Annotated in this window: 26 protein-coding genes; 10 read left to right on the plus strand and 16 right to left on the minus strand. The window is 67.6% G+C overall.

The window, feature by feature from the left end; genetic code table 11:
- Nucleotides 1-198: 198 nt before the first annotated feature.
- Nucleotides 199-864, minus strand: a complete 666-nt coding sequence (locus tag BM150_RS11040; RefSeq protein WP_092926734.1) for a phosphoribosyltransferase — start codon at nt 862-864, stop codon at nt 199-201.
- Nucleotides 865-987: 123 nt separating this feature from the next.
- Nucleotides 988-2,718, minus strand: coding sequence for an ABC-ATPase domain-containing protein (locus BM150_RS11045; RefSeq protein ID WP_092926736.1), 1,731 nt, complete (start codon nt 2,716-2,718; stop codon nt 988-990).
- 170 nt (nt 2,719-2,888) lie between these two features.
- On the opposite strand from BM150_RS11045, the gene BM150_RS11050 reads away from it, so the two are divergent.
- Complete coding sequence (locus BM150_RS11050) at nt 2,889-3,683, plus strand: lysozyme (RefSeq protein ID WP_217641558.1); 795 nt, start codon at nt 2,889-2,891, stop codon at nt 3,681-3,683.
- Between the two features lie 82 nt (nt 3,684-3,765).
- On the opposite strand, the gene BM150_RS11055 is transcribed toward BM150_RS11050, so the two are convergent.
- On the minus strand, nt 3,766-4,878 hold the full coding sequence (locus BM150_RS11055) for an LCP family protein (RefSeq protein ID WP_092926738.1): 1,113 nt from the start codon (nt 4,876-4,878) through the stop codon (nt 3,766-3,768).
- Nucleotides 4,879-5,063: 185 nt separating this feature from the next.
- On the opposite strand from BM150_RS11055, the gene BM150_RS11060 reads away from it, so the two are divergent.
- The gene (locus BM150_RS11060; protein WP_092926740.1) at nt 5,064-6,548 is read left to right on the plus strand and encodes an NAD-dependent succinate-semialdehyde dehydrogenase; all 1,485 of its coding nucleotides are present in this window, start codon (nt 5,064-5,066) and stop codon (nt 6,546-6,548) included.
- A 70-nt stretch (nt 6,549-6,618) separates the two neighbouring features.
- On the opposite strand, the gene BM150_RS11065 is transcribed toward BM150_RS11060, so the two are convergent.
- Nucleotides 6,619-7,308, minus strand: coding sequence for a GntR family transcriptional regulator (locus BM150_RS11065; protein ID WP_092926742.1), 690 nt, complete (start codon nt 7,306-7,308; stop codon nt 6,619-6,621).
- Nucleotides 7,309-8,019: 711 nt separating this feature from the next.
- Here BM150_RS11065 and BM150_RS11070 point away from each other — a divergent pair.
- Both BM150_RS11070 and BM150_RS11075 read left to right on the plus strand, forming a co-directional pair.
- Entirely contained in the window at nt 8,020-8,943 is a 924-nt protein-coding gene (locus BM150_RS11070) for an LLM class flavin-dependent oxidoreductase (protein ID WP_217641559.1), read from the plus strand.
- Nucleotides 8,944-9,052: 109 nt separating this feature from the next.
- Nucleotides 9,053-10,045 carry a DMT family transporter gene (locus BM150_RS11075; RefSeq protein WP_245755427.1) on the plus strand — a complete coding sequence of 331 codons (993 nt, stop codon included), beginning with the start codon at nt 9,053-9,055 and terminating at the stop codon, nt 10,043-10,045.
- Nucleotides 10,046-10,163: 118 nt separating this feature from the next.
- Here BM150_RS11075 and BM150_RS11080 read toward each other — a convergent pair whose 3' ends face one another.
- On the minus strand, nt 10,164-10,892 hold the full coding sequence (locus BM150_RS11080; protein ID WP_175496784.1) for a pectate lyase: 729 nt from the start codon (nt 10,890-10,892) through the stop codon (nt 10,164-10,166).
- Nucleotides 10,893-11,218: 326 nt separating this feature from the next.
- Here BM150_RS11080 and BM150_RS11085 point away from each other — a divergent pair, with 326 nt between their 5' ends.
- A complete protein-coding gene (locus tag BM150_RS11085) occupies nt 11,219-12,028 on the plus strand; it encodes an SAM-dependent methyltransferase (protein WP_092926746.1) in 810 nt (269 codons plus the stop codon).
- 8 nt (nt 12,029-12,036) lie between these two features.
- On the opposite strand, the gene BM150_RS11090 is transcribed toward BM150_RS11085, so the two are convergent.
- Complete coding sequence (locus tag BM150_RS11090) at nt 12,037-13,341, minus strand: MFS transporter (RefSeq protein WP_245755429.1); 1,305 nt, start codon at nt 13,339-13,341, stop codon at nt 12,037-12,039.
- Nucleotides 13,342-13,400: 59 nt separating this feature from the next.
- On the opposite strand from BM150_RS11090, the gene BM150_RS11095 reads away from it, so the two are divergent.
- Nucleotides 13,401-14,108, plus strand: coding sequence for a GntR family transcriptional regulator (locus BM150_RS11095; RefSeq protein WP_092926750.1), 708 nt, complete (start codon nt 13,401-13,403; stop codon nt 14,106-14,108).
- A 304-nt stretch (nt 14,109-14,412) separates the two neighbouring features.
- Complete coding sequence (locus BM150_RS11100; protein ID WP_092926752.1) at nt 14,413-15,390, plus strand: extracellular catalytic domain type 1 short-chain-length polyhydroxyalkanoate depolymerase; 978 nt, start codon at nt 14,413-14,415, stop codon at nt 15,388-15,390.
- Between the two features lie 81 nt (nt 15,391-15,471).
- On the opposite strand, the gene BM150_RS24105 is transcribed toward BM150_RS11100, so the two are convergent.
- From BM150_RS24105 to BM150_RS11120, 5 genes are all read right to left on the minus strand, one after another.
- Nucleotides 15,472-15,645, minus strand: coding sequence for a hypothetical protein (locus tag BM150_RS24105; protein WP_175496779.1), 174 nt, complete (start codon nt 15,643-15,645; stop codon nt 15,472-15,474).
- Nucleotides 15,646-15,647: 2 nt separating this feature from the next.
- Nucleotides 15,648-16,655 carry a TerC/Alx family metal homeostasis membrane protein gene (locus BM150_RS11105; protein ID WP_092926754.1) on the minus strand — a complete coding sequence of 336 codons (1,008 nt, stop codon included), beginning with the start codon at nt 16,653-16,655 and terminating at the stop codon, nt 15,648-15,650.
- Between the two features lie 332 nt (nt 16,656-16,987).
- Nucleotides 16,988-17,323 carry a hypothetical protein gene (locus BM150_RS11110; RefSeq protein ID WP_092926756.1) on the minus strand — a complete coding sequence of 112 codons (336 nt, stop codon included), beginning with the start codon at nt 17,321-17,323 and terminating at the stop codon, nt 16,988-16,990.
- 160 nt (nt 17,324-17,483) lie between these two features.
- Nucleotides 17,484-17,858, minus strand: a complete 375-nt coding sequence (locus BM150_RS11115; RefSeq protein ID WP_217641560.1) for an NAD(P)H-binding protein — start codon at nt 17,856-17,858, stop codon at nt 17,484-17,486.
- Between the two features lie 111 nt (nt 17,859-17,969).
- Nucleotides 17,970-18,380, minus strand: coding sequence for a RidA family protein (locus tag BM150_RS11120; RefSeq protein ID WP_092926758.1), 411 nt, complete (start codon nt 18,378-18,380; stop codon nt 17,970-17,972).
- A gap of 108 nt (nt 18,381-18,488) precedes the next feature.
- Between BM150_RS11120 and BM150_RS11125 the strand changes: the two genes are divergently transcribed.
- Nucleotides 18,489-18,821, plus strand: a complete 333-nt coding sequence (locus BM150_RS11125) for a winged helix-turn-helix transcriptional regulator (RefSeq protein WP_092926760.1) — start codon at nt 18,489-18,491, stop codon at nt 18,819-18,821.
- 130 nt (nt 18,822-18,951) lie between these two features.
- Here the strand turns inward: BM150_RS11125 and BM150_RS24485 are convergent, their stop codons facing one another.
- Together BM150_RS24485 and BM150_RS11135 are read right to left on the minus strand one after the other, a co-directional pair.
- Nucleotides 18,952-20,235, minus strand: coding sequence for a TIGR03086 family metal-binding protein (locus tag BM150_RS24485; protein WP_217641563.1), 1,284 nt, complete (start codon nt 20,233-20,235; stop codon nt 18,952-18,954).
- Nucleotides 20,236-20,700: 465 nt separating this feature from the next.
- Entirely contained in the window at nt 20,701-21,015 is a 315-nt protein-coding gene (locus BM150_RS11135; protein WP_092926762.1) for a hypothetical protein, read from the minus strand.
- 168 nt (nt 21,016-21,183) lie between these two features.
- On the opposite strand from BM150_RS11135, the gene BM150_RS24115 reads away from it, so the two are divergent.
- On the plus strand, nt 21,184-21,399 hold the full coding sequence (locus BM150_RS24115) for an alpha/beta fold hydrolase (protein ID WP_092926764.1): 216 nt from the start codon (nt 21,184-21,186) through the stop codon (nt 21,397-21,399).
- Nucleotides 21,400-21,449: 50 nt separating this feature from the next.
- Here the strand turns inward: BM150_RS24115 and BM150_RS11145 are convergent, their stop codons facing one another.
- From BM150_RS11145 to BM150_RS11155, 3 genes are all read right to left on the minus strand, one after another.
- Entirely contained in the window at nt 21,450-23,840 is a 2,391-nt protein-coding gene (locus tag BM150_RS11145) for an ATP-binding cassette domain-containing protein (protein WP_092926766.1), read from the minus strand.
- Nucleotides 23,841-24,029: 189 nt separating this feature from the next.
- Complete coding sequence (locus BM150_RS11150; RefSeq protein WP_092926768.1) at nt 24,030-24,440, minus strand: VOC family protein; 411 nt, start codon at nt 24,438-24,440, stop codon at nt 24,030-24,032.
- 6 nt (nt 24,441-24,446) lie between these two features.
- Nucleotides 24,447-24,896, minus strand: a complete 450-nt coding sequence (locus BM150_RS11155; RefSeq protein ID WP_092926950.1) for a helix-turn-helix transcriptional regulator — start codon at nt 24,894-24,896, stop codon at nt 24,447-24,449.
- Nucleotides 24,897-25,102: 206 nt separating this feature from the next.
- Here BM150_RS11155 and BM150_RS11160 point away from each other — a divergent pair, with 206 nt between their 5' ends.
- On the plus strand, nt 25,103-25,708 hold the full coding sequence (locus BM150_RS11160) for a DUF421 domain-containing protein (protein WP_245755430.1): 606 nt from the start codon (nt 25,103-25,105) through the stop codon (nt 25,706-25,708).
- Nucleotides 25,709-25,712 lie beyond the last annotated feature (4 nt).

The following is a 25,712-nucleotide window of genomic DNA, read 5'->3' on the forward strand; positions in this document are numbered from 1 at the left end:
CGCCGGTCACTTCGAGGACGGGTGCGTGCACTGGTTCCAGCTGTACGTACGGCGCGGGTTCGACTAGCAGGACGAGGACCGATCGGCGGGCCTGCCGGTCGGGCAGCACGTCGAACGGCACCAGCACAGCTGCCGACCCATCTCACGTCGCCGTTCGGGTAACCCACCCGCCCCACGGGAGGAACCGGACAACGGGGGCTACTGGGGCACGCCGTGGCCCAGCAGCCGGTGCAGCTCGTCGTCGGTGACCGGCTGGAAGTCGCGGTACCACTGCCCCACCGCGGTGAACGATCTCGGGCTGCTGGGGCACACCAGCAGGTCGACCTCGCCGGACAGCGCCGCCACGGCCTCGGGGGATCCGACCGGCACGGCCAGCACGACGCGGGCCGGCTCCTCCTGGTGGACTCGCCGTATCGCAGCACGGGCGGTGGCGCCGGTGGCCAGCCCGTCGTCGACGACGATCACGTCCCGGCCGGACAGCTCCACCGGCGCCTCGTGCTGGTAGGCCCGCTCCTGCCTGCGGGCCTCGGCCCGTTGCTGTTCGCACTGGGGGCTGAGTTGTTCGGCGTCGAGCCCGAAGGCCCGCAGCAGCCGCTGGTCGTAGGTGGGTGGGCCCTGCGCGGCCACCGCACCCAACGCCAGTTCCGGCTGGCCGGGTGCGCCGATCTTGCGGGCCACGCAGGCCCGCACCGGGGCGTGCAGCGCCGCGGCCACTTCCACGGCCACCGGCACCCCACCACGGGCCAGCCCCAGCACCACCGGGTCGACCAGCCGGTGCTGGGCCAGTTGTCCGGCCAGGACACGCCCCGCGTGGGCGCGGTCGGTGTAGACCGTGTCGCTGTCGAACGCATCACGGTTGCCCATGGTCGGCCTCCTTCGGACCACGGTGCGGATGTGACGCCGTCGACGTCCCGGGGTCCTTGGTGCCAGGGTGCCCACCTCGGTGTGCGGGGAAAACCCGCCTGCCACGGTGCGGGCGGGGTTCTCTCAGTCCCGGAAGGCCCCGACACGCAGTGTGCGCAGCCGGTTGAGCGCGGCGGCGAGTTCGAAACGACGCGGCACGGCGAAATCGCCGACGTAGCGGTCGTCGACGGCGTGGATGCCGCGTTTGGCGACTTCGGCGTCGTAGGCGTCGAGCACCTCGTGCACGGTGCGGCTGCCGTCGAGCATGCCGGAGCGGACGCAGGTGACCAGCGCCAGACCGATGCCGGTGACCTGGCTGGGGTCGACCAGCTGCTCCACGGCCCGCAGTTCCACGGTGGACTGTCCCAGGGTCAACGCGTCGGTGCCGCGTGAACGCACCTTCGGCCGGTCGGTCTCCACCGACTTGGGGTCGGGCACGCGGGCGCGGGTGTCGGGAAACGTCTCGGCTTCCCGGTGCCGCCCGGTGGGTGTGGTGGCCAGTGCGCGGGCTCGGTCGGTGACCTCGTAGCAGCGGTAGGAGTCCAGCATCAGCACCCGGTCGGCGACGTCCATGTAGTCACCGGAGCCGCCCATGACCATCACGGTCGACACCCCGTGCCGCTGATGCAGCGGGCGGATGAGGTCCAGAAACGGTGTCAACGGTTCGGAGTCCTTGGCCACCAGTTCCTGCATCCGCGCGTCGCGGATCATCAGGTTGGTCGCGGCGGTGTCCTCGTCCAGCAGCAGCGCGTTCGAGCCGGCTTCGACCGCTTCGACGATCGAGGCTGCCTGCGAGGTCGAGCCCGAGGCGTTGTCGGTGGAGAAGTCGCTGGTGTCCGAGCCGGTGGGCAGGTGGCTGACGAAGGGGCTGACGTCGACGCGGTGCACGCGCCTGCCGTCCTCGGCGCGGACCTTGACGGTGTCGGGGGTGCACACCACCAGTTCCCTGCCGTCGCCGGGAACATGGTCGTAGATGCCGTGCTCCAAAGCGCGCAGCAGGGTGGACTTGCCGTGGAAACCACCGCCGACGATCAGGCTGATGCCTTCGGGGATGCCCATGCCGGACACGCGCCCCCGGTTGGGCAGGTCGAACTCCACCCGCAACGATTCCGGGGAGGAGAAGGGCACTGCCTGCTGCAGCGGGCGGTCGTCGATGCCGCTGCGGCGGGGAAGCACCGCGCCGTCGGCGACGAAGGCCACCAGGTTGTGCGGGGCCAGCTGGTGCCGCAGCGCGTCGGTGTCCTCGATGGAGTCGACGAACTCGCGCACCCGGGACTGGTCGGCGGTGTGCCACCGCAGCGCGGCCTCGACGGTGTCGGGCAGATCGCGGCACAGCGCCTGCTCGGCCTGCTTGCCGTCGATGCTGCGTCCACGTCCGGGCATGTCGATGCCCAGCCGCAGGATCACGGTGCCGTCGACGATCTGGCAGGCGCTGCGGTCGAGGACCTGTTGCCTGCCCGCGTCGACGCTGAGTTTGCTGTCCTTGAGTCGGCGGTGCACCGCCCGCACCAGCACCCCGGCGAGCCCGCGGGCTCGTGCCGGGCTGGACCACAGATCAGGGGGAAACCCGGCGTGTTCGGGGGTGACGCGGACTTCGCAGCGACTGGCCGGGGCGTAGGGATCAGGCTGGACCCGCTGCACCTGCAGCGTGAACCCGTCGAAGGACCAGGTGCCGGTCAGCGACTTGTAGCGCCCGTAGCTGGCGCCGTGCATCGACCTGAGTTGGTCGCGTAGCCCCTGGGCGGTGCGATTGGTCGGTTCGGCCGATTGACCACGCCCACTCGGGCCACGATTGTTACTCGCTCGTTGTGCCATCCCCCGATGGGTACCCGAGCCGTCGGCGAATATCCAATCGAGTTCTCCCCGGCGCGTGTGACGGGGTCTGACGTGGCGCTTTCGGTAGCCTCCCAGCCGGGTCACGGCGACACGGTGCGTGTTTGAACGCGCGGTCGTCACCACCCGAATCATCGAGGAGGATCACCGTCGTGAGCGATGTCAGCTCCGCAGCCAACCGATCACGTCGACGCCCCGGAACGAAACCGCACCGCGCCGCCCGCCTGGCCGGTGTGCTCGCTGTCACCGTGGTGGGACTGGCCACACCCGCCGCCGCGGCCACCCACACCCCCGGCCCCCTCACCTCCGGCGCCACCGTCGCCGGGATGGACGTCAGCGGGCACCAGGGCACGGTGAACTGGAACTCCGCCTGGCGCCGGGGCGCCCGATTCAGCTACGTCAAAGCCACCGAAGGCACCGGGTTCCGCAGCCCGACCTTCTCGGCGCAGTACGAAGGGGCGCTGCGCGTGGGAATGCTGCGCGGGGCCTACCACTTCGGCCGCCCCGACCTGTCCGGCGCGGCCGAACAGGCACGGTTCTTCGTCGCCAACGGCGGCGGGTGGTCCCCCGACGGGCACACCCTGCCGGGAGCGCTGGACATCGAGTACAACCCGTACGGGCCCGACCACTGCTACGGACTCTCCCCCGCCGCCATGTCCGACTGGATCGCCGAGTTCAGCGACACCTACCGCGCGTTGACCGGCCGTTTCCCCGCCATCTACACCACCCGCCACTGGTGGAACACCTGCACCGCGGCCAACCCCGACTTCGCGGGCAACAATCCACTGTGGGTGGCACGATACGGCCCACGGGTGGGTGAACTTCCCGCCGGCTGGGGCAGTCACGCGATCTGGCAACACGACAACCGGGGAACGTTTCCCGGCGACCAGAACCTGTTCAACGGCGACATGGCCGCGCTGAAACGGTTCGCCACCACGGCCCCGTGACACCCGCGGCCCCGTCTCCTCGGCACACACCCCGAGTCCGGACGGGCACCGGCCACCAGCCGGTGCCCGTCCGGTGGCCCCGCTAGCCCAGCATCCGCTCGGAAACCGCCCGGTCGGCGGCGATGGCCTCGAACAGCCGCGACGCCCGCTGCGAATCCCACCGCACCACCGACTGGCCGTTGAGCCTGCCGAACCCGGCGATGGGCACCGTGCCCGACAGTCCCTCGCCGGAGGAAATGTCACCCATCGCTGTTGCCAACCCCGCCAGGTGCCACGCGTGATCACCGTTGTCGAGCAGGAACGTGTCCCCGGTGGCCGAGATCAACGGAAACATCCGGAACGGGTTGAGCAACGTCGCCGGGCTGGTGGTCTTGTCGATCAACGCGCCCAGCAGTCTGCGCTGGTTCTCCACCCGCTGCAGGTCCCCCTCGGCGTAGGCGCGGCTGCGCACGAATCCCAACGCCTGCGACCCGTCGAGCCGCTGGCACCCGGCTGAGAGGTTCACCCCCGCCTTGGGGTCGTTCAGCGGCTGGTCCAGACACATCTCGACCCCGCCGACCGACTCGACCAGATTGGCGAATCCCCCCAGGCCGATCTCGGCGTAGTGATCCATGCGCACCCCGGTGATCGTTTCCACCGTGCGCACCAGCAACCGCGGGCCACCGAACGCGAACGCCGCGTTGAGCTTGTTCCGCCCGTGCCCGGCGATGGGCACCGAGGAATCCCGCGGCAGACTGACCAGCACCGGCTTGCCCCCACCGGCGGGAATGTGCATCAGCATCATGGTGTCGGTGCGCCTGCCCCCCGCATCGCCCGCCGAAAGCTCCTCACGCCGCGACTCGTCGAGCCCCTCGCGGCTGTCGGAGCCCACCAACAACCAGTTCGTGCCGGGCGTGTCCTCGACCCGTCCCGAGTAGTCGGCCAACGCGTCGGTGCGCTGCAGCGAACTGTCGACATAGACCACGAGCCCCACCAGCAGCAGCACCACCAGCAGCAGCGTGACACCGATCCCGCGGCCCCATCGTCGCTTCTTCCCGCGCTTGGGAGTCGAAGCCGCACCGGAATCGGAATGCCCGCGGGGCGACGACCTCCCTCCGCGCGAACCACCGGCACGGTAGTAGTCGTATCCGCCCCGCTGCTGCCCGCGAGACGCCGAGCCTCGTCCGTTCGGCTGCTTCGCCGACCAATCGCTCATGCCCGGTAATTTATCCGCGCCCCCACCCTCACTGAAACGGGCCATCACCCGACAGGCACCCCGGAATCACCCGACGAGCCCCACAGCCCCACCGGTCACCACGCAACGCGCCCCAGCCGACACCGAACGCCACCATCGGGCCCGTCGACTGTCCCGCCCCGAACACCGAAAGGCATCATCAAGTCATGCACACCGACGACCAGCCGCACCACCCCAGGGAAAACACCGTCCTCGACGCCGTGCCCCGCGGTCTGCTCATCGACGGAACATGGCAGTCCGCCGCCGCGGAACGCACCTTCGACGTCGAAGACCCCTCCACCACCACAACCCTGTGCGCCGTGCCCGACGCCACCGCCGACGACGCGCTGCGCGCGCTCGACGCCGCCGACCGGGCCCAGCCCTCCTGGGCGTCGCACCCGCCCCGGCAACGCGGCGAGATCCTGCGGCGCGCCTTCGAGGCGATCACCAGCAGGCACGAGGACCTGTCCCTGCTGATGACGCTGGAAATGGGCAAACCACTGGCCGAATCCCGCGCCGAAGTCACCTACGCCGCCGAATTCTTCCGCTGGTTCGCCGAGGAAGCCGTCCGCATCGACGGCGACTACACCGTCTCACCCAACGGCAGCGGCCGGATGCTGGTCACACGCCAACCGGTCGGACCATCACTGATGGTCACCCCCTGGAACTTCCCCATGGCCATGGGCACCCGAAAAATCGGGCCCGCCGTGGCGGCGGGCTGCACCATGGTGATCAAACCCGCCCACCAGACACCGCTGACCATGCTGGCCCTGGGCGAGATCCTCACCGAAGCGGGCCTGCCCCACGGCGTGCTCAACATCATCACCGCCCGGCACGCCGACGAGGTGATGCGCCCGCTGATCACCGACCCCCGCGCCCGCAAACTCACCTTCACCGGCTCCACCCCGGTGGGACGCACCCTGATCGAACAATCCGCCCGACAAGTACTCAAAACATCCATGGAACTCGGCGGCAACGCCCCGTTCCTGGTCTTCGACGACGCCGACGTCGACGCCGCCGTGGACGGGGCCATGCTGGCCAAGATGCGCAACATCGGTGAAGCCTGCACCGCGGCCAACCGCTTCTACCTGCACCGCGACATCGCCGAGGAATTCACCGACAAACTCACCCGGCGCATGCGAGCACTGCGCCTGGGACGCGGCGTCGGCGACGACGTCGAAGTCGGCCCACTGATCGACTCCGCCCAACTCGACAAAGTCACCGAACTCGTCGACGACGCCGTCGGCCAAGGCGCGCGCGTACTCACCGGCGGCAAAGCCGAAACCGGGCCCGGCTACTACTACCCACCCACAGTCCTGACCGATGTTCCCCCAGCCGCCCGCCTGACCAGTGAAGAAGTGTTCGGCCCCGTAGCGCCGATCAGCACCTTCACCGACGAGGACGAAGCCATCACCGCCGCCAACAACACCGAGTTCGGGCTGGTCAGCTACGCCTACACCCGGGACATGCCACGCGCGCTCCGCGTCAGCGAATCACTGCAGACCGGCATGGTCGGACTCAACCAGGGCGTGGTCTCCAACGCCGCCGCACCCTTCGGCGGGGTCAAACAGTCCGGCATCGGCCGCGAAGGCGGCAAGATCGGCATCGACGAATACCTGGAAACCAAATACATCGCCGTCGGCGGGCTGTGACAGGGGCGCACTCCCGTATCCGAGCGGCGCCGTCGCCGCCACGACGGGCCGCCCGGATACGCGGGTGCGTCTACTGCTCGAACGAAGCCGTCAACCGCTGCAACGCATCGTTCATGTGCTCCTCCAACCGCGACAGCAACAACCGCTCGTCCCCGGCCTCGATCGCATCCACCAGCCCCTTGTGCTCATCGACCAACGCCTGCGTGTCCGCCGGATACGTATCAACCAACGCGGCCAGACACATCCGCTTCTCCACCAACAACGTCTGCGCCATCCGCTGCAGCCGAGGGCTGCGAGAAGCCGCCACGAGCGTCTCGTGAAACTCCTGATCGGCCTCGGTGAGCCCGTCACGGTCATCCTTGGCCACGGCAGCGACCATCTTGGCGTGCGCCCCGGTCAGCTCCGCCACCGCGTCCACCCGGTGATGCCGCACGATCTGCTCACACGCGCTGCGCTCGACCGCCAGCCGCGCGACATACACATCGTGGACATCCTCGGGCTCCATCGTGGTCACGAACAGACCCCGGTGGGGTTCACTGTGCAGCAGTCCTTCCTGAACGAGGCGCTGCATCGCCTCCCGCAGCGGCCCACGACTGACACCCAGCTGCGTGGCGAGATCGGCCTCACCCAGCTGACTCCCCGGAGCCAACGAGCCATACATGATCGCCGAACGCAACTGATCGGCGACGATCGCCGCCGTGGACTTGCGCTGAACCGGTTCCAACTCCCCGGCCTGGTTCTGTTCGTCGACTCCCAACATCTCGCACCCTCTCGTCATTCGAGGTCCCCACCCCTGACCGCGGGAGCGGGGCGGCTGCGGCACGTCGACGACGCGCTCCCGGAAACAAGCCCGACCGGCCACCCGGACGGAACCGGCCCCCGACCGAACAAGACCCGGTGAACACGCATGACACACCACATCCGCGTCCGAAACAGCGACAGGAACGACACCCGAACGCGAAAACACACCGCGCCCGTTTCGCCCCCCGCACAGGTCTCGGCACGATCGGCGTCTCGGTGACGGACGATCCTCGCTCGTCACGAGTAGCGGAGGCACACGTGCCGCCAACAGCGCATTCGCGCTCGCGGTACGCGCCACCGAAAACTCCCTTCACGTGTGCGCACCCGAACCGGCACGCACAACGGCGCCCGACCATCACAACTCAAGACGCCGATTGTTGACAATGCTACCCCCTCGGTCACCGAGGCCCTAACCACGAAGGGCACTCGAACCCGACGAAAAAACCGAGCGTGACCACCAACCCCACGCCCCGTCACACAACGCTCCACAACCGGACGCGACAGCCCAACCATCACGCACACCACCCCCCGTCGGCCAACCGCCACAACTCGCCAGGGCCGGCCGAGCACCACCGACACCCGCAACCGAACGGCCCTGAACACACGGATTCGCTCTCCGCGCAACACCGATCGGTGCCACACCGCCCCACAGCCGTGACACGGTGTGCCGGTGACGGACGAACAGATCGAGATCTCGGTACAGGCCACACCGGACCAGCCAGCCACGTGGACACAGCTGGCACGCCGCTGCGAAAACCTGGGTGTTCGAGCGCTGCTGGCAGCCGACCACCCAGGCGTCGGCGCCTCACCGTTCGTGGCCCTGGCCGCGGCGGCAGCCGCCACCTCGACACTGCGAGTGGGCACCTACGTCCTCAACACCGGCGTGCGGGACCCGCTGCTGATCGCCGCCGACGCGGCCACCCTGGACGTGATCTCCGACGGTCGCGCCGAAATCGGCCTCGGAGCCGGACACACCCCCGCCGAATGGGAAATGACCGGACACACCCGCCCCTCACCGGCCGCGCGAGTGCGCAGGCTGAGCACGGTGGCCACGGCCGTACGCCAACTGCTCGACGGCTCCACCGTTCCCGCCGCCGACCTCGCGGCGCTGCGCGACGTGTCCCTGCAGGCACCCCGCCCGATCCAACAACGAGTACCGCTGCTGGTCGGCGGCGCCAACCCGGGCCTGCTGCGCTGGGGCGGGGCGCACGCCGACGCCGTCGGGCTGTCCGGACTGGGCCGCACCCTGTCCGACGGGCACTCCCACACCGTGTCCTGGTCACCCCCACGCGTGGACGCACACGTCGAGCAGATCCACCACGGCGCACGGGCCGCTGGCACGAACCCACCCACCGTGGAGGCGCTCGTGCAGCAGGTCGTGATCACCGACGACCGTCACGCCGCTGCCGCGCCCCTCGCCGAACAGCTCGACACGCCGATCGAGGACATCCTGGCCGTGCCCTACCTCTGGATCGGCACCACCGACGAAATCATCGAGCAGCTCCACACCGCCCGGCACCGGTGGGGCATCACCCGCTGGGTCGTCCGCGGCGACGCCCTCGACCACGCCGTGCCCGTCCTCGACCGACTTTGAAGCACCCACCGGCACTCCGCCCGGGACACAGGCGCGGCGCACCGAGCGCGATACGACAGCCCGAAAACGAATTGCTCGACCACACGGCGAACGACCATCGTGTCGGGACATGGACCGCGATGCCGGCATGATCCTCTCGCGAGCGGCTCGTGCACGACCCCATCCCGCGGTCGCTCTGGGCGCGCTCGGCATCGCCACATCCGGGATTTTCATCCACCTGTCCGGTACCTCACCGGGCACTGCCACGTTCTTCCGGTGCGCGCTCGCGTTGCCGTTGCTGTGGCCGCTGGCCCGCGGCGAACGACGCCGGACGGGTGGGTTGTCGTGGCGGAACTGCGCCGCCGCGGCAGCGGCAGGAACGTTCTTCGCCGCGGACGCGATGTTGTGGACGCAGGCGATCCTCGAGGTCGGAGCCGGGGTGACCGCGGTGCTGGTCAACACGCAGGTGATCATCGTTCCACTGCTGAGCTCACTCGTCGACCGCGAGCGGCTGGGCCGCTCCTTCCCGGTCATCGTTGGCTGCATGGCCACGGGCATCGTGCTCACCGGCGGGATCCTCGGCACCGGAGTATCCGGCGACGCTCCGGCACGAGGAACGGTTCACGCCGTCCTCGCCGCGTTGTGCTACTCGGGATTCCTGTTCCTGCTGCGCCGCGGCGGGCGCACCGAGGGAGTGCTCCGGTCCTACTGTGGCGTGCTCATCTCGGCAGCCGCTGTCTCGGTTATCGGTGGAGTACTGTGGCGGGGCGTCACCGTTACGCCCGGCTGGGGGGCGTTGGGGTGGCTGGCCCTGACCGCCGTGTGCGGCCAGGTCGGCGGCTGGCTGTTGGTCGCCCTGGCGACCTCACGGCTGAGCAGCACGGTCAGCTCGGCTCTGCTCATGCTGACCCCGGTCGGTGCTCTCCTCCTGGGTGCTCTCGTCCTCGGCGAACGGCCGACGCTCCCACAGCTGCTCGGCTGCGCCCTGATACTCGCCAGTGCCTACGCCGCCTCCGCGTCCGGCTCGTTCCACCGCCGCTTCACGAGCACCGGCGGGAAACCGCGTGACAGCGCCTCCTGGACCGATCGGGCTGAGCAGCCGGACCGGAACAACCTGCCCTGAGGCGTGGCCGCATCGTGAGGGGCGTTTCGATTCGGGAACGAGAGCACGTCCCGCGCCCGAGATCGCTGACGCGGGACGGACTACCTCGTCACTGTCGGGGTCCGGCAGTGGCGACGGATCATTCGAATGTGATGTCGGACTGGTCGTAGAGGCAGTTCGCCCCTGGACCGCCGCCGACCTCTTCGGGCTCGCCGGAGTCCTCGGTGCCCTCGTACCAGGAGCAGATTCCCATCTCGGAGTCACCGACGATCGTGATATCGGAGAACTCGGCGGTGTCACCGTAGTTGATATTGACACCGGCCAGCGTGTCGCCGGGAGCGGTGGCGGTCACATTGTCGATGACCACGTGGCGGTCGAACTGGTCGCTGCAGTTGCCGCAGGAACGGTACAGCTTGCCGAAGTCCTCGACCTGGAAATCACTGATCGTCATGGTTCCCGCGCCGTTGGCCTGAAACACCTTGTCCTCGGCGTACTGGGCACCGCCGCCCTGCACGGTCATCGTGGCGGAGGCGTCGTCGGCGTCGAACGTCGCGGCGTCCTCGCCGACGTCCTCCCACCACACGTTGCGCAGGGCGCAGGAACCCTCGCAGTGGATCCCGTCGGCGGCCGGGGCGCCGATGATGACGTTTTGCAGCGTGGCCCCGTCAGCGAGCTCGAAGATCGGTGGCTGCCCCTCGTCCTGGCCACCACCGCCGAGTTCTCCCTCGCCGTAGTACCGGGTCAGACCACCATCCATCGTGCCCTCGACAGTGATCGTGGCATCAACGGCCTGCTCGCCCCGCGCATCCGGCACGGGCACTTCGGCGTGTCCGTACGGAACCGCCACCACCATTCCCAGCACCGTCATCGTGGACAACGTCGCCAGGTACAGACTCTTCCGAATTCGGGACGAAATACCTGTCAACAAAGCTCTTACCTTTTCCTGTCGGGAAAGAAAACGCTTTCCCAATCAGGCTAGGCCGGACCTGTCCCCTGCCCCAGTGCCCGATCTTCCCCGCCGATTACTCCGAACACGCCGTGCGCTCTGGTTCGCACGGTCCTCACCCACGCAACGGGCAACCATCCCGGACCACCGACCCCACCACCGTCATCACTGTCGAGAACTGGGCAGTAACCGCCGGCGCACGTAGAGTGTGGCCGACAAGATCACCCGACACCGAACGCGAGCACCCCATGGACGAGAAGACAGCGGAACTCAACGGGGACCGCCCGAACTCAGCCAGGCTCTACGACGTGTTCCTCGGCGGCAACCACAACACCGAAGCCGACCGGCAACTGGCAGAACGCATCAAGAAATCAGCGCCCCGATGGTCACTGGGAGCGCAACTCAACCGCTCTTTCCTGCGGTGCGCCGTGCACTACATGGCCGCGCAGGGAATCGACCAGTTCCTCGATCTCGGCTCGGGCATCCCCACCGTGGGAAACGTCCACGAAATCGCGGCACAACACAACCAGCGAGCGCGAGTGGTCTACGTCGACTACGAAACGATCGCCTACAACACCTCCCGCGCCGAACTGGCCGACAACCCCAACGTCACGATCCTCAACGCCGACCTGCGCGACCCCCGGTCCGTCCTCGAACACCCGGAAACCCGCGAACTGCTGGACTTCTCCCGCCCCGTCGGGCTGCTCATCGTCGGTGTCCTGCTGTTCATCGGCCCGCAGGACCGGCCCGGTGACATCATCGCCACCTACCGCCAGCGACTCAGCTCCGGCAGCTACCTGGCGATCTCACAAGCCAGTGACGACAACCTGCCCGCCGACCTGCAGGCCGAGATCGACCAGGTCGTGGCCTCCTACGAACACGCCGACGAACAACTCGTGCTGCGCAGCCACGACGAAGTCGCGGGCTGGTTCTCCGGAACCGAGCTGGTCCCACCCGGACTCGTGCACTACCCCGACTGGAGTCCCGCCCAACAAGCCTTGAGCGAGGAACAGCAAAGCTGCCGGTACGGCTACGTCGGAGTCGGACGCGTGCCCTGAAACCGAACTCACCCCCGGTCAATCCCACGGGCGCGCCGCGACTGCCGGAGCTGGCCGAGCGCGCCCACCACGATCACCAGCAACACCGGCACGTAGGCCAACCGGTAGGACGGGCCCGCCGCCAGTCCCTCGGTCATCCGCAGCACCCCGCCAACGGCGAGCTGGATCAGCACAGCGGCGGTGAAGCCACCCATGTTCGCGGTACCCACCGCCAGCCCCGACCGGTGTGCCGCGTTGACCGTTCTGGCCCCGTCGAAAGCCAGCATCGCCGCCCCACCACCGATTCCGATCAGCACCAGCAACACCGCCAACAACGCGGCGGGCAGCACGCCGGGCCAGCCGATCACGGTCAGCCACACCACGGCCAACAGCAACGACAACACCAGCACGAACCGCTCCCGACGTGCCGGCCGCCCCGCCACGAACTGCCCACACGCCCAAGCCCCCACCAGGAACCCCGCCACACACAGCAACACCCAGTTCCCCGCCGCCGCGGCACCGTAGCCCTGCGCCCGCATCAACCACGGCGGCCCCCACAGCACCGTCACCGCCACGAACTGCCCCATCATCACGAAGTGCACCCAGAACGAGTGCCACGTGCCGGGCGTGGTCACCACAGCCCGCAGCGCCGCCCGCACCGGCTCGACCTCCCGAGCCGACGTCGGCCGGCCGACGGCATCACCGGACCCCACCACCTGGGGCCGGTCCCGCACCATCACCCAGGCCGACACCGCCAGCACCGCGGTCAACCCGGCCGCCCCCAGAAACGTGCCCAGCCACCCCAGCACACGCAGCGAGGTGGCGAGCGGAGCGGTGGCCGCCAACTGGCCCACACCGCCGACCAACCCGGTCAGCGCCGCGATCCTTCCGAACCTCTCGGCCGGGAACCACCGCGCGGCCAGCCGCAGGACGTTGGTGAACAGGAACGCGTCACCGAGACCGATCAACGCACGTCCCGCCAACCCGCCCACCAGGGACGCGCTGACCGCGAACACCGCCGAGCCCACGGCCAACGCCAACGTGGCCCCGGTGATCAGTCGTCGCGGACCGATCCGGTCGGCCAGGACACCCGCCGGAATCTGCAACGCCAGGTAGATCCCCAGCTGCAGCGCCGAGAGAACGGACAACGCGGCAGGACCGGCCGAGAACCGATCCAGCGCCGCATCGGCGGCCACCGCCAGGCTCGCCCGGTGAAACAGCGCCACGAAGTAACACGCCGCCGCCACCGACCACACGAGCCAGGCCCGTCGTGACGTCGCCGTCGGGACAGGCTCGGTGAGCGAGGATTCCGAAGTGCCGATCGTGACGCGCACACCCACCTCCAAACTTGTATGCATCTTAGATACAAGCCGGGTGGAAGTAGAATGACACCGTGTCGAACACAACACCCTCGGAGACGGCCCCGCCCACCTCCGGCGACCGGCAGCGGCAACCCGCCACGGACCGCGCCTACCGGCACGTCAGAGCAGGACTCCTGGACGGCAGCCACCCAGACGGACATCTGCTGTCCGAAGGGGAGATCGCCCGAACACTGGGCATGTCCCGCACCCCCGTGCGGGAAGCCTTCCTACGGCTGCAGAGCGAGGGATTCCTGCGGCTGTACCCCAAGCGGGGCGCCCTGGTCGTACCGATCACCCCGGCCGAAGCACATTCACTGCTGGAAGCCCGTCTCGCCCTGGAAAGCTTCGCGATCGACAAACTCGCCGCCCTCGGCGAGCAACACCTCGTCGCGGTCGGACGACGACTGCTCGACCACCCCGCCTGCGACCCCGGTGAACTCTCCGACTCCGAGATGCACGAGGCCGACCGCGACTTCCACGCACAGCTGGTCACCGCCGCCGACAGCCCCGTGGTCACCGACCTCTACAGCGCACTCCGCGATCGCCAACTGCGCATCACATCCACCGCCCGCACCCACGAATCATCCCGGCGCGCGGCAGTCACCGAGCAGCACAACAGCCTGGCCACCGCGCTGCACCACGGGGACACCTCACTGGCCAAACGCAGACTGCGCGAGCACCTGGCCCACACCATGCGCGCCATCGGCATCAGCGAAGACCTCCCGCACGTGGAGCCGTGACTCGCCTGACCCCACCGGATCCGTGCCCTCGAGCGTCCCGTGACGACCAGCATCCGCGAGCGGGCCACGGGGCCAGCCGGAAACCGGCACCGTAATTGTTCACGCGAAAACCCTAAGCCCGCTCGCGGGCTCAATTCGTGCGGCCGCGGAAACCTCGTCACCACGAAAGAACGATCCGATCCCCACATTCTGGATGAACGCGATGTGTCCTCACAGAACATGGCACGAATCGAACGGCTCTCTCTAGCATCCCGTCAGGTGTCGCGATCGAACCCGACGACACTGTCCAGGGAAAGGTTCATCCATGCGGACGACAAAAACGAAGATCAGATTTCGGGCACTCGCGACCCTGGTCGCGGTGTTGTCATTGCTGGCGATACCGTTCACGGCGAAAACCGCCCGAGCGGCAACGATCGAAGAAGTGATTAATTTCGGCAGCAATCCGGGAAATCTGCGGATGTATCGCTATGCCCCCGACGGACTGGCCGCGGACCGCCCACTGGTGGTGGCCATGCACGGATGCACCCAGAACGCCACGGACTACGGCACCCGGAGCGGTTGGGTGGAAACGGCAGAAAAGCACCGTTTCGCACTGCTGCTGCCGGAGCAGTCGAGCACCAACAACTTCAACCACTGCTTCAACTGGTTCCAGGGAGCAGACACGACCCGAGGCTCCGGCGAGGCCGAATCCATCGCTCAAATGCGCAGGCACATGCTCGACAGTGTCGGCAGCGATCCGGGCAAGGTCTACGCCACCGGGTTGTCGGCGGGTGGGGCGATGACCGCTGCGATGCTCGCGGCCTACCCGGAACAGTACGAGGCGGGAGGCGTGGTCGCCGGTCTGCCGTACGGGTGCGCCACCTCGTTACTCGACGCCTACACCTGCATGTATCCGGGTAAGAACGACAGTCCCGAGTCGTGGGGCGATCTCGTGCGAGCGGCGAGTTCGCACTCCGGTCCCTGGCCCGGACTGGACGTCTGGCACGGCGATGCTGACTACACCGTGGCCGTGGCCAATCAACGCGAACTGATCGAGCAGTGGGCCAACGTGCACGGTACCGACGCGATCGCCGACAGCAGCGGATCGATCGGCGGTTACCCCTACTCCACGTATGAAAACACCGCAGGGACTACCGTCGTGCGGAGCTACACCATCACCGGCATGAGCCACGGACAGCCGGTGGCCCCTTCCTCGGGATGCGGAGCCACCGCAAGCCACATGCTCGATGTAGGCGTGTGCGCGGCGAGCATGATGACCGAGAACTGGCAGCTCGCCGACTGACCGGTCGTCCCGCTGTGCAACGGGCCCGGGGGCACGTGCCGGGCGCGCCCTCGAGCGCGAAGGCACTCCCGGCACGTCGACTCATCCCGCACGCGGTCCGCGCGGGAACAACGGTCTTCCTCCTCGATGGCGCGAGAAGCCGGAATCGCGCGAGGACCGCGGCGGTCGTGCCGACAGCAGCACCGCGCAACTGATCAGCAGCGTCACGACCACGAAAATCGTGACGCCGATCTCGACGAGAACCCAGATGGGCATAGTCACCTCCCGTGACTGGCCTCATCCACGACGCGGCTCCTGGCCCGCAGGCTGGCCACCGTCACCACCACGAGAATCAGCACGATCACCGACAGCGAGACCGGAGTGGCGATCTCGGGAACGGCGGGCCAGATCCCGTGCGCCCAGTGCAGCATCAGCTTCACACCGATGAACGCCAGGATCAGCGCCAGTCCGTGGTTGAGATACACCAGTTTACTCAGCACCGAACTCAGCACGAAATACAACGCCCGCAGCCCCAGCAGCGCGAACGCGTTGGTGGTGAACACCAGGTAGGGGTCCTCGGTGATGCCGTACACGGCGGGCACGGAATCCACGGCGAAGACCACGTCGGTGGCGAACACCGCCACCACAACGACGGCCATCGGTGTCAACGCACGACGGCCCGCCTGCCGCACGGTCAGGCTCGCTCCGTGGTACTCCTCCGTGACGGGCATCAACCGGCGCAGCAACCGCACCGAACGCATCTGCGACACGTCGCGTTCGACGGACTCACCGCCGAGCGCCTCACGCAGAATCTTCACCGCCGTCACGAACAGAATCGCCCCGAACACCAGAAAAGCCCAGGTTCCCGCCTGCAGCAGCGCGGCTCCCATCGCGATGAACACGCCCCGCAGCACCAGCGCTCCCACGATGCCGTACAGCAGCACACGTTGCACCAGTGCCGTGGGAACGGCGAAAGCGGTCAGCAGCAGCATGAACACGAAGAGGTTGTCCACCGACAGGGATTTCTCCACCACGAATCCGGCGAAGAACTCCAGGGCCTGATCGGTGCCGAACCACCACCACAGTCCGAGTCCGAACACCAGCGGCAGCGCCAGGTAGAACACCGACCAGCCGACCGCCTCGCGCATCGCCACCTCGTGCGGGCGGTGCGTGACCGCGAAATCGGCGATCAACAGAACCAGCAGCACGCCGATACTGATCGCCCACAACCACGGCGTGCCCACCGACTGCGGGGTCGCGGCGACCATCAGGGGGGTATCCGACATTCGAGACCTCCCGAACAACGTCGTTCGAGGTCTCCTTCACCCCTGGGCGGGGCCGCTTCCCGGGGACACCGTGTTGATGTCCGTACTGACCGGGCCAACGCGAGGAAGTACTCCCCTCTCGACGGAGTATAGGAGATGATTCGTCCGTCCTGGCAACTTGGTGCTTTTTGTCCTTTTGGTCATGTTTATTTCTTTTGGCACTGAAAGTGCAGTATACGATTACTTATCACGGCGCCTCACCGCGCGGGATGCGCGGAGCAGGAGCGCCGGCGGCGATTGTCGGGGTGCCTACCGGTCGGCACACATGGGTGGGCTGCCCGACGGACCGAAAATCAACCCCGCCGCTGTCGCCGCAGCAGCCACACGATCGTCGTTCCCACGACGACGAGGATCCCGGCGCTCACGGCCAATTCGCCGTACGGGACCGGGCTGATCGCGACCGGCCCTGCCGGCTCCGCCTCGCGCATGCGTTCTTCGGTCCAGTACTCGCTGGTGGTGTGCTCGCTGTTCCGCTCGGTGTGCCGCGGCTGGACGCGGTGCGAGATCGTTTCCCTGTTCTCATCGCCCGAGGCAAGGAACTCGGGAACCGTGAAGAGCGCCACGATCAGCGCGACTCCGACGACGGCGACCCCGGTAACCAGCCAGGTGGTACGTGCCCGTGCCCTCATGAGATTTCTCCTCCCCTGGGATTCCGGAGCGTCCCCGGGGAGGAGACGCTATCCGCCGCGGTTGTTCCTGTACATGTTGTCGCACCGTGCCAGGAAGGCGGGAACCTCATCAGGAGCGCGCTCGCCACCGTGAACTCGTCAACCGCGGCGTCGCGGCATCTCAGCGCTCGCGAACGTTGGCTCGGACGGCATCGGGGATCGGTGTGGAACCGGTGTCGAGTTCGAGGATCCGCCGCCCGATGCGCGGCTCGTGAAGCAGCTCCGCGAGAGTCTCGGCGACGTCCTCACGAGCTATTTGACCGTGAAATTCCGCCGGGCCGAGCGAGACGGTTCCGCTCCCCGGCTCATCGAGCAGGAGCGAGGGGCGAAGGATCAGCCAATCCAGCTCACCGCGGGAGAGCGCGATGTCCGCGCTCAACTCGGACCGCTTGTCATCCCGGCGTACGAGCCCGCCGACGTTGACACCGCGAGAAAGCAGCTTCCGCGTGAGCAAACCGCCGACACCACCGGTCATGCCGGTGATGAAGACATTCACGCTTTGTTTGTTCCTTTCTGCCGAGCACACCGCACGGTCGCCGTTACGTCGCGGGCAACCGTTGAACAGGCCCCGGTCCAACGGGAACGAAGGGTCCGTTTCGCGTCGGGGTCAGTCGAGGACCGCGGTCGCTTCGACCTCGACGAGCACGTCGGGTTCGAACAGGTAGTCGATTCCGATGAGCGAGGACGGTGGTAACGGATCCGGCAACCTGAGTTCGTCCCTGACACGCTCGATGCCCGCGAGGAAGTCGTCCATCTTCTCGGGGCTCCAGCCCGTCACGTAGAACCTCAGGCGCACGACGTCGGAAAAGCTCGCTCCGGCATCGTTCAAGCCGAGCGCGGTATTTCGCAGCGCCTGCGCGAGCTGTCCGGTGAGGTCCCCGGGTGCGATGGGGTTCGCCTCGACATCGCGGGCGATCTGGCCGGCGACGTGGATCTGGCGGGTTCCCGTGCCGATCGCGACGTGGTGGTACGGCACGGGCCGCGTCATTCCTTCGGGGCTTCGAAGCAGCACGGTCATGAGAGATCTCCTCGGCTTGTCCGTAGCGGGTATCTCATGTGTACTTGGTATCTTCAGGTAACTTCAACGAAACCAGGTATCGTGACCTAAACCCCGCAGCTCACGGCGGTGCATCGCGAGCTGATCGAGCAAGTGCTCGACAAATGGTCGCTCCAGGTACTCGAAACACTGTGCGAAGGAGCATCACGTTTCAACGAGCTACGCCACGCGATCCCCGCTGTGACGCAGAAGTCGCTCACCGCGACACTGCGACGCCTCGAACGCAACGGAATGGTCGAACGTGTGATCATCAGCTCGCGTCCGATCGCCGTCGAATACCGGATCACCTCGCTGGGCGAGACCCTCGAAGAACTCATCGAGGCACTCCTGCACTGGAGTACCGTCAACATGCCCGCCGTCCAGCGCGCACGCGCACGATTCGACGACGAGGCACAGCATTGAACGTTAATGAGCATCGCAGCTGTTCACAGCCTCGGAAGTGAGCACTTGGCCAGTTTCCGCCGAAGACTGAGCCAGCTCGGTGACCAGCGATAACGTTCAATCCTTCCCGGCTCTTCTTCAGCCCCCTGGATCACGATGGTCGGCCGGGATCGCGGCCGGCAAGTCCGAGCAGGGCATCGAGCGGTGCCGGGTCGGTGCCGGTGTCGACGATCGGCCCGTACAGTCCCTCGCGACTGTCGATCGTGTCGGGTGTGGACATCGCGGCGGCGAAGCGCGTGCAGATCGCGACGTCGTGGTCGGTCGCGGTGAAACTCTGACCGGTGGCGCGGGCGAGGTCCCAACCGTGCAGGACGAGTTCGTCGAGCACGACGGTCGCGAGCTCGGTCGACGGCATGGTGAAACCGCCGGCCTCGGCCTCGCCCCGCCATGCCGACGGCTCTCGCCAGGCCGCGACGAGCGTGTCGAGGTCGCGAGTGAGCTGCTCACGCCAGTTGTCGGGCAGGTTCGCACCGTCGGGTGGCGGCTCGCCTGGGTGCTCGTGGCGCGCGGTGTGTGTGAACGCCTTGGTCAGCCCGCGCACATGGACGGCGAGATCACGTACGGTCCAGTCGGCACACGGCGTCGGCGCGTCGAGTTGGTCGTCGCGCACACCCACCACGACCCGGCGCATCTCGGCCGCGGCGTCGGCGAGGTCGAAGCCGACCTCGGCCGTACTGAGCTCGTCCGACGATGTGCCGACGTCCAGGTATGCGATCAGTCGCTCGGCGAGTTCGACCGGACGACTCTTGGCCGCCATGTGCCCTCCGGGCATCACGTCGGCCTCGACGCCGAGCCGATCGCGGGCGACCCGCACCTGGAACTGGGCCGGGAACAGGCGGTCGTCAGCGCCGACCAGGACGTGGATCGGGACATCCGGCCACGCCTCGAAGGTGCACGGCTGTCCGAACGGTGTCTCGGCCGGTTCGCGATCGCCCTCGGCCATGTCGGCCTTCATGTCGTCGGGGATGTCGTGCAGGAAGACGTTCTCGAGGTTGAACTCGTCCGACCGTCCGGCCGCTTCGTCGGCAGCTCGGCGAGCCTCGCCCGAGCCGGTGGCCTCGAACCACTCCCCCGGCGACTCGCCGGGAATCGGAATCATCGCATTGAGCAGCACTATGCGGTCGATGGCATCGCTTTCGCCGATCATCGGCACGATGAAAGCGCCCATCGACTGTGCGACGAGCACGACATCACGGTGGTCGCCGATCGCCTGGTCGGTGATGAGCGCGTACTCGCGCAGGCCCAGCGCCGGGTCGTCGCCCTCGACCTCGACCGGGATCGCGGCATGCCCCCGCGCTTCGAGCTCGGCCGCGGCCTCGCGCCAATACACCTCCCCGGCACCGCCGGCACCGGGGATCAGGACGAACGTCGCCATCTCTGCTCCTCTCCCCGCAGAGACGTCACTCATCCGGTACCGACTCAGCAACGGACCCGAACTCAGCGCGGCACAGGAAGCTGACTTCTACAGCTTACAGCCGTCTCAGCCGGGGATCCCCTATCCGGGCGGATGGGCCGGTTACGAGTTCCGCTCGAGCACACGGCGGACGAAGGCCTGCTTGGCGTTCGTACAGGTCCCACGATCGTGGCGATGTGCACGGGCAGCTTGAGCTTTCAGGCGTTGCGTACTCCTCGGCGAGGGCAGGGCCGGCACGGAGCACGCCGCGAAAGGCGAGTTTGCTCATACCAGCGCGGCTCGCCGAGCCGCATCAGGTGCAGATGAGCCGGCCGATGCCGCCCGACGGCGTCAGCGCGACCGAGGAACCTCGGTGACTCCGCCGGCTTGTCCGCGATAGCTACCGACACTCAAGTCCTCCGGCACACGATTCGGAACGAATGTTGCTCAAGCCTCTTCCCCCGGTGCGCCGGGGCCTTGTTCGGGGATCGCGTCGGGACGGGCAGCATCGTGGGCGCGGCGCCGTGCCCACGACACGAGATGCCCGGCCACACACACGTCGGCATCCGGGCGGAAGTACCGCAGCAGCCGCGCGTCGGCGCGGTCCCAAACGACCAGCAGCACGTCGAGGATGCGCCGGTGCTCGTGGTCGGCCAGCCAGGCCTCGACATCGACGACCGGGTCGGTGGCGCGGTGGTGGTACCGTGCCAGCTGGCGGGCCACGTCGTGGAGCTCGGTGCGACGGTCGATGCGACGATCCATAGAATCACCCGGCTCCCAGCACACCGCACCGCAGCGCCCCGGCGATACCGATGATCGAGTACGTCGGACCCGCCGGGCGGGTGACACACCCTGGCCGCGAGCTCTTAGCGTTCAATCTATAGGCTGGTCCAACGGCATTTCCGGCCGAGGACGGAAAAACCGCCGGTCTTGGAGGATTCCGTGCTGCGCCGGTTGACCATGCCCGTGCTGGCCGTCGTCGGACAGCGAGACCGCGTGTTCAGCTCCGCGCAGACCCGACGACGACGTGCTCGAGCGGTACCGCACGCCACCGTCATAGCGCTGCCCGAAGCGGGACACCCGCTACCGCGCCAGGCCGAGGCCGTCGGCGAATTCCTCCGCGCACCGCGCGAAACACCCACCTGAGTCCGAACCGCCTTCCCCCTTCCTCGTGGGAAGGCGGCTGTGGAGCTCGGTCAGCTGCCGACGTAGGACGCCAGGTGCCTGCCAGTGAGGGTGGAACGTGCGGCGACCAGCTCGGCGGGCGTGCCCTCGAAGACGACCCGACCACCGTCGTGGCCAGCACCGGGGCCTAGGTCGATGATCCAGTCGGCGTGAGCCATCACCGCCTGGTGGTGCTCGACGACGACGACCGACTTGCCGGAGTCCACGAGCCGGTCGAGCAGCCCGAGCAACTGCTCCACGTCGGCCAGGTGCAGCCCGGTTGTCGGCTCGTCGAGGACGTAGACCCCGCCGTTGCCCGCCATGTGGGTGGCAAGCTTGAGCCGCTGCCGCTCGCCGCCGGAGAGCGTGGTCAACGGTTGACCGAGGGTGAGATAGCCGAGCCCCACGTCGGCCAGCCGCGCCAGGATCCGGTGGGCCGCGGGAGTGCGGGCCTCTCCGGAGCCGAAGAATTCCTGAGCTCGGGTGACCGACATCGCCAGTACCTCGCTGATGTCACGACCGCCGAGGTGGTGTTCCAGCACCGAGGCCTGGAACCGATCGCCCTCGCACTCCTCGCAGGTGGTGGCCACCCCGGCCATCATCGCCAGGTCGGTGTATACGACACCGGCACCGTTGCAGCTGGGGCAGGCACCTTCGGAATTGGCGCTGAACAGCGCCGGTTTCACACCGTTCGCCTTGGCGAACGCCTTGCGGATCGGATCGAGCAGTCCGGTGTAGGTCGCCGGGTTGCTCCGGCGCGAGCCGCGGATCGCCCCCTGGTCGATCGACACCACCCCTTCCCCGGCGGATATCGAGTCGTGCACGAGCGAGCTCTTGCCGGAACCGGCCACACCGGTGACCACGCAGAGCACCCCCAGCGGGACGTCGACGTCGACCTCGCGCAGATTGTTCGCCGCGGCACCGCGGATCTCCAGCGCACCAGTGGGTTCGCGCACCACTTCCTTGAGCCCGGCCCGGTCGTCGAGATGACGACCGGTGACCGTGCCCGATGCCCGCAGTCCGGCGACGGTGCCCTCGAAGCAGACACTGCCCCCGGATGTTCCCGCTCCGGGACCGAGGTCGACGACGTGGTCGGCGATCTCGATCGCCTCCGGCTCGTGCTCCACGACGAGCACCGTGTTGCCCTTGTCCCGCAGCCGCAGCAACAGATCGTTCATCCGCCTGATGTCATGCGGATGCAGGCCCGTGGTGGGCTCGTCGAAGACGTAGGTGACGTCGGTCAACGAGGAACCGAGATGGCGAATCATCTTCACCCGCTGTGCCTCACCACCCGAGAGCGTGCCCGCTGAGCGGTCGAGACCGAGGTAGCCCAGTCCGATCTCCACGAACGAGTCGAGCGTGTGCCGCAGTGTGGCCAGCAACGGCGCCACCGACGGCTCGTCGAGGTCGCGGACCCACTCGGCCAGGTCACTGATCTGCATCGCGCAGGCGTCGGCGATGCTGATGCCCGCGATCTTCGACGAGCGGGCGGCCTCGCTCAGCCGGGTGCCGTCACACTCCGGGCAAACGGTGAAGGTCACCACCCGCTCCACGAACGCGCGAATGTGCGGCTGCATCGCTTCGACGTCCTTGGACAGCATCGACTTGCGGATCTTGGGGATCAGCCCCTCGTAGGTGAGATTGACATCGTCGACCCTGATCTTGGTCGGCTCCTTGTACAGCAGAGCGTCGAGCTCTTTCGCTGTGAAGTCGCGGACCGGTTTGTCCGGGTCGAAGAAGCCGCAGCCGCGGAAGATGCGACCGTACCAACCGTCCATGCTGTAGCCGGGAACCGTGAGAGCACCCTCGTTGAGTGACTTGTCGGCATCGTAGACCTGTGACAGGTCGAAATCGGTGACCGAGCCGCGGCCCTCGCAGTGTGGACACATGCCGCCGGTGATGCTGAAGTCGCGACGTTCTTTCACGGTTTTTCCGCCACGCTCGAACGTGACCGCCCCCGCCCCGCTGATCGAGGCCACGTTGAACGAGAACGCCTTCGGTGAACCGATGTGCGGCTGCCCGATCCTGCTGAACAGGACACGCAGCATCGCGTTGACGTCGGTGGCGGTGCCGACCGTGGAACGCGGATCGGACCCCATCCGCTCCTGGTCGACGATGATGGCCGTGGTCAGCCCGTCGAGCACGTCCACCTCGGGGCGAGCCAGCGTGGGCATGAACCCCTGCAGGAAGGCGCTGTAGGTCTCGTTGATCAGGCGCTGCGACTCCGCGGCGATCGTGTCGAACACCAGCGAGCTCTTGCCCGAGCCCGACACCCCGGTGAACACCGTCAACCGACGCTTGGGGAGCTCGATGCCGACATCGGCGAGATTGTTCTCCCGCGCGCCGTGCACGCGGATGAGATCATGACTGTCGGCAGTGTGCGAAACGGGCGAATACGGGTGCGTTTCCTCGGTCGTTTTCATCGTGCCTCCCAGTGTTGGGCGCGTCTCCGCCACCGCTGTCGACGGCTGTGCTCCCGAACGGTTCCGAACAATGCGTCCGATCGCGCACCGTCGGCACGACCGGCGGCGACTCGCCGTGGCCCTGCCGGTGACCTCGACGGGTGGGGCCGTGACCCGCCGTGCTGTCGGTGTCTGTTTCCGCCGGGCGCGTCAGCGCGACTGCTGAATACGAATCAGATTTCCGGCGGGATCGCGGACGGCGCAGTCACGAACGCCGTAGGGCTGCTCGGCGGGTTCCTGAACGATCTCGGAATCGCCGACCCGCAGTCTGTCGAAGGTGGTGTCGAGGTCGTCGGTGGCCAGCAGCAGCATGGCGTAGGTCCCCTTTGCCATCATCTCGGTGATGGTGCGGCGTTCCTCATCGGTGACGCCTGGATCGGCGACGGGCGGGGCCAGGACCAGGGACGTAGCGGGCTGCCCGGCGGGGCCGACCGTGATCCAGCGCATCCTGCCGTTCCCGACGTCGTTGCGGACCTCGAATCCCAGGACGTCCCGGTAGAACGCCAGGGAGGCTTCCGGGTCCTCGTGCGGAAGGAAGCTGGAGTGAATGGTGAGGCTCATGGCGGTTCAGACTAGTTGCGGAGGCGCGATCCCCGCTTCTCGATTCCTGATCGGTCTGCTCGCCCGCTTGGCCACGCACGCGGGCACACCGGCCGTGGTGTGCGTCGCGGTGTGCCGGTAAGTACTGGGAGGCATACCGACCAGCTCGGTGAACCGCGTGCTGAACGTGCCCAACGAGCGGCAGCCGACCGCGAAACAGACCTCGGTGACGCTGAGATCACCTCGACGCAACAACGCCATCGCGCGCTCGATGCGCCGCGTCATCAGGTAGGAGTACGGTGACTCGCCGTAGGCACGACGGAACGCGCGACTGAGGTGTCCCGCCGACATGTGTACCCCCAGCGCGAGCGCTGCCACGTCCAGTGGCCGCTCGTACTCCCGGTCGATCCGGTCCCGGACCCGGCGCAACCGGGTGAGTTCGTCCAAATATCGCGATGCCGCGCAGCTGCTGGTCACCCGGTCGATGTTGCCACGCCGCACGCGAATTGCCCACCGTCTCCGACGGTGGGAGCGGCGGCCCCTTCCCGCCGCGCTGCTTTCGTCGAACCGCGTGAGAAAAGCGGTTGACCTCGGCCGATGGTAGTTTGCGCCGGCAGCGTTCGAATCGTTCGCGGAAATTCCCGGCCCGCCCAAGGGGGCACCAAGTGATCGATGGTTTGCATGTGTCGTGGCAGACGCTGGCGCTCGTGGCGCTCTCGACAGTGTCGATCTACATTTCACTGATCGCGTTCTCCCGCATCGCCGGGCTGCGTTCGTTCTCCCAGATGACGAACTTCGACTACGCGGCCACCGTGGCCTTCGGGTCGATCACCGCCACCACAGCGGTCAGTTCCGAGGTGTCGCTGCTGCAGGGCATGTTCGCGCTGGCGGCGCTGTTCATCACGCAGAGCCTGTTGGCGTATCTGCGCAAGCTCCGCAGGGTCGAGCGGGTCACCGACAACCGGCCGTTGCTGCTCATGGACGGTTCCCGGGAACTGCGCGAGAACCTGGATCAGGCGCAGATGACCCGCAACGACCTCTACGCGAAACTGCGGCTGGCCGGGATCACCCGGCTGGAGCAGCTCGAGGCGGTCGTGCTGGAGACCACGGGAGAGGTCTCGGTACTGACCGTCGACCCCAGGGGACGTCCCGTGGACAGCAGGTTGCTTTCCAGCGTCGACGGGCCGCAACGGCCGGTACGCAGTGGGCTACCCACCCACACCGCGGACTCCCCCGAGTCCACCGATCCCTCGTCCGGACCGTCCACCGGACCGGAGGAGGACCGGTAACCCT

The sequence above is a fragment of the Actinopolyspora alba genome (assembly GCF_900112765.1).
Lineage (GTDB): Bacteria > Actinomycetota > Actinomycetes > Mycobacteriales > Pseudonocardiaceae > Actinopolyspora > Actinopolyspora alba.